4 protein-coding genes and 1 pseudogene are annotated in these 4,238 nt (G+C 40.4%); 3 read left to right on the forward strand and 2 right to left on the reverse strand.

What is annotated here, in order from left to right:
• Nucleotides 1-24 precede the first annotated feature (24 nt).
• Nucleotides 25-1,059, forward strand: a complete 1,035-nt coding sequence (gene dusA, locus REG_RS08700; RefSeq protein WP_006705302.1) for a tRNA dihydrouridine(20/20a) synthase DusA — start codon at nt 25-27, stop codon at nt 1,057-1,059.
• Between the two features lie 40 nt (nt 1,060-1,099).
• Here the strand turns inward: dusA and hldE are convergent, their stop codons facing one another.
• Both hldE and REG_RS08710 read right to left on the reverse strand, forming a co-directional pair.
• A complete protein-coding gene (gene hldE / locus REG_RS08705) occupies nt 1,100-2,545 on the reverse strand; it encodes a bifunctional D-glycero-beta-D-manno-heptose-7-phosphate kinase/D-glycero-beta-D-manno-heptose 1-phosphate adenylyltransferase HldE (protein WP_006705303.1) in 1,446 nt (481 codons plus the stop codon).
• Nucleotides 2,546-2,628: 83 nt separating this feature from the next.
• A pseudogene (locus tag REG_RS08710) lies at nt 2,629-2,889 on the reverse strand (helix-turn-helix domain-containing protein); the annotation flags it as partial.
• A gap of 318 nt (nt 2,890-3,207) precedes the next feature.
• Between REG_RS08710 and REG_RS08715 the strand changes: the two are divergent.
• Together REG_RS08715 and REG_RS14705 are read left to right on the forward strand one after the other, a co-directional pair.
• Nucleotides 3,208-3,918, forward strand: a complete 711-nt coding sequence (locus tag REG_RS08715) for a TcdA/TcdB catalytic glycosyltransferase domain-containing protein (protein ID WP_006705305.1) — start codon at nt 3,208-3,210, stop codon at nt 3,916-3,918.
• A 55-nt stretch (nt 3,919-3,973) separates the two neighbouring features.
• Nucleotides 3,974-4,075, forward strand: a complete 102-nt coding sequence (locus REG_RS14705; RefSeq protein WP_176603503.1) for a TcdA/TcdB catalytic glycosyltransferase domain-containing protein — start codon at nt 3,974-3,976, stop codon at nt 4,073-4,075.
• The last annotated feature ends 163 nt before the right edge of the window (nt 4,076-4,238 follow it).

Consider the following 4,238-nt stretch of genomic DNA (forward strand, 5'->3'; position numbering starts at 1 on the left):
AAAAATACGACATAAAGACAAAAAATGCACGAAAATAAAGCAACCCTACCCTCCCCCCCCCAACCCATTGATAACAGCGGCACTGAGCCAAAATACCCTGCCCATCGTTTTTCCGTCGCGCCGATGCTCGATTGGACCGATCGCCATTGCCGTTATTTTCATCGTTTACTCACTAAACAAACCTTGCTGTATAGCGAAATGGTGACCACTGGCGCCATTATCCATGGAAAAGCAGATTATCTGGCTTATAGCGAACAAGATCACCCTGTGGTTTTGCAATTGGGTGGCAGTGATCCAAAAATACTAGCGGATTGTGCCAAACTGGGTCAACAGAGAGGTTATAACGAAATTAATCTCAATATTGGTTGCCCTTCGGATCGCGTACAAAATGGTCGTTTTGGCGCCTGTTTAATGGGTGAAGCGGATTTAGTTGCTGATTGTATTAAAGCAATGAATGATGGTGTTTCCATTCCTGTCACGGTGAAAACACGCATTGGTATCGATAGTCATGATAGCTACGAATTTTTATGTGACTTTGTAGATACCATAGCCAACAAAGGGGGTTGTCATATTTTCATTATTCATGCTCGCAAAGCTTGGCTATCGGGGCTTAGTCCCAAAGAAAATAGAGAGGTTCCACCGCTAAATTATCCTCGTGTCTATCAGCTTAAACGTGATTTTCCACAACTCACCATTGTTATTAATGGTGGGATCACAACATTAGAGGATGCCGCTGATCATCTCAAGTATGTTGACGGTGTGATGATTGGGCGCGAAGCCTATCAAAATCCGGCGATTTTGGCTGAGGTTGACCGTAAACTTTTTGATCCTCAAGCGGCAATAACAGATAAAGTAGCAGTAATAAAAGCGTTATATCCTTATATTGAGCAAGAATTGTCTCGCGGAGCCCGCCTTGGGCATATTACTCGACATATTCTCGGTCTATTTCAGGGGACGCCCGGAGCGCGTCAGTGGCGACGTTATTTAAGCGAGCACGCTCATCAACCTCGAGCGGATGCTGCTGTAGTTGAGCGTGCATTATCTTTTGTTCAGGGCTGAGAGCCTTATAAGAATTTGGTTAACTTTATAATTTCTCAGACTATTCTAGTGAATTTTGTATCTTTGAGATGAGTTTGCTGGTTGATAAGCCTTCTTCAAAATTAAGTATTTTTACTTCTCCCCCCGCCGCCTGTACTTCTTTTCTTCCTGCGACATCTTGCAGTTGATAATCACCTCCTTTCACTAATACATCGGGCAGAATTTCAGCGATTAATCGCGCGGGAGTATCTTCAGAAAAAGGCACAACCCAGTCAACCGCTTCCAGAGCAGCCAATACTTGCATGCGTTGATTCAATGGATTGATTTGGCCGATTTTTTTGCCTTTTAAGCGCCCCACGGAAGCATCATCATTAACAGCCACAATCAGGCGATCCCCTAATTTACGCGCATTGGCTAAATAGGAAACATGTCCGGCGTGGAGAATATCAAAGCACCCATTGGTCATAACGATTTTTTCTCCTCCCCGCCGCGCTGCTTGAATAGCAAGTTGTAACTGTTGCTCTGTAACCACGCCATAACCGGTGTTACTTTCACCGTGGATCACCCTTTCTAATTCGATCGGTGACACTGTCGAGGTCCCCAATTTGCCTACAACCACCCCTGCGGCAGCATTGGCTAAAAAACAGGATTCTTCCAGCGTGTCTCCTGCGGCTAAAGCGGCGGCTAATACACCAATCACCGTATCTCCGGCACCGGTCACATCAAAAACATCTTTTGCCTGTGTGGGGAAATGTAACGGTTGCTTGTTACATTGCAATAATGTCATCCCTTTTTCAGAACGGGTTACCAATAAAGCAGTTAATTCAAAAGAGGCCATGAGTTGCATGCCGCGCGTCACCAGTTCATCTTCATTGCTACAATGTCCCACGAGCGTTTCAAATTCAGACAGATTCGGCGTTAACAGCGTTGCACCCCGATAGCGTTCAAAATCGCGCCCTTTAGGATCGACTAACACTGGAATATTATTCATCCGCGCTAATTGTATTAATTCTTGAACGTTGTTAAGCGCCCCCTTAGCATAATCAGACAGCACCAATACACTAATCTCTGGTAACCATTCTTTAACACAGATTAAAAGCGGTTGCGGGTCAAACTCGGTAAAGCTGTCTCCTTCTTCAAAATCTAAGCGAATTAACTGCTGATGACGTGAAATAACCCGCAGTTTAGTATTAGTAGGATGATGAGGTAATTCAATGCACTGACAAACAACCTTCGCTTGCTTCAATTTCTCTTTTAGTATGTTAGCTGCGAGATCTACCCCGGTCAGACCAATGACATAACAGCTGGCACCAAGAGCGGCAATATTCATAGCCACGTTAGCCGCTCCACCTGGTCGCTCTTCAATGCTATTGGTATCCACTTTCACGATAGGCACCGGTGCTTCTGGTGAAATACGGTTAGTCGAACCATACCAATAGCGATCTAACATAAGATCACCCACTACCAATACCTTGGCGCGTTCGAAAAAAGGCAGTGTCATTTTCATCGATTAACTCCTGAAACCCGCATTCATTTAGCCCCAAAATGAAATGATTAATAGGGAGCGGATATTATCACAAAAGGGCTTTATACCCTTCGCCTTCTGCCAATGGCAGGCTCGAGATCTTTTGCGCTTAAACCTGATTGCTCCATACGAAATGTAATCGCTTCAATCGGATCAGGTAACTCTACCGGAAAATGTTGTGTTTCATAGGCTTCGATTAGCGTGATCATAACCTCTAAAAAATCACTATCAGGTGTTCCTCGCTCCGGTTTATTATCGAACAGGTGTGATACCGCCTTAAGCGCTGCACGGTAGTCTGTCTCATTATGAATTGGACGGATATTCATTGTGTTATTCCATCTCTATAGTATTGGCATTAACGGCGTCGGAGTGAAATTTATTTCACTCTGATTTTATGATCTATTTCACTGGTATCTGCCGTCGACAGATGGCCGGCAAGCGTAGCGATTCCTCTTTGCATTGTGCATAAAGTTGGCTTAGAATATCGCGATAATAAGATATATCCTGTCATTTCGACATTATTCTAAGAGCCCTGGTTAATTTCCAGGGCTTTTTCTTTTTCACAAATAAATTAAATTCCGCCCTATACAGAGAATCAAAAAATTTAAAATTAATGTAATAAATAATAAAAGGATATCAATATAATGAAACCTATAGACATTATTAAAAAATTGACGAGCATCATGATCGACAGTAAGTATTATCATATTAATGGTATGTATAAGATGTTTATTGATTCAAAAATAGCATACGAAAAAATAATACCGGCTATTCCTCCAAAAAAAGAAATGACGTTATTATTAAGAATGATAAATAATCTTTATCAAAATATCGTTGTTTTTAATAAAAATAAAGAACGAATAGATAATAATGAATTGCGAAAATTACTGCTATCTCGTTTTGAAGTAATAATGCATTTGGTTGATGAAACACTACACTTTATCTGTTTAGGTAAGATAGAGCTGATCCAACAAGAATATATTAACTTATGGATAGCCAACAATCCTCATTATAAAATAAAAATTTGGACAGATAATAATGCCTATTATGCCCGCGAGTTATTTTCACGTATACGAAAAAAAACCAGCTGGGATATATTAAATAATATTGACACGGATCATAATGATTTTTATTCGCTATTTAACACGGAGATAATTAAGTGGCAAAATAAAATCTATCAGCATATTCTGTCAAACAAAAAAGTGACGTTTGACAAAGCAGCGCTCGATTTTTTAGTTAAAAATGCCTTAGGTGAAAACGAAGAATTATCAGAGTATTGGAACGATTGTCATAATAGTTTTCGTTTGGCCTTGGCTAAGTTAAAAAAAGAAATCCTCATACTGATATCAGTATAGAATATATGGATGCTATTTTTGATCCCAATGAAAAACCGCTATTGTTGATAAAAAATTGTATAGAAAGGAATTGGCACTACGTAATAATCTCACCGCGGCCAGTGATATATTCCGTTTATTGATACTAAAAAAAACAGGGGGGGATCTGTATCGATAACGATCTACTACCCGAAATTAATAAAAAATTATTTAGTAAATTTAATAAAAAAAACCAGCCATGATCCTGATGGCATGTGCAGTCAAGCCGCTATTCTCTCACTCATTCTCAATAGTTTGATGAAAGAAGGATCGATGCCAGGACGCGCTAAACTTATTGATAG

Source organism: Candidatus Regiella insecticola LSR1, from assembly GCF_000143625.1.
GTDB lineage: Bacteria > Pseudomonadota > Gammaproteobacteria > Enterobacterales > Enterobacteriaceae > Regiella > Regiella insecticola.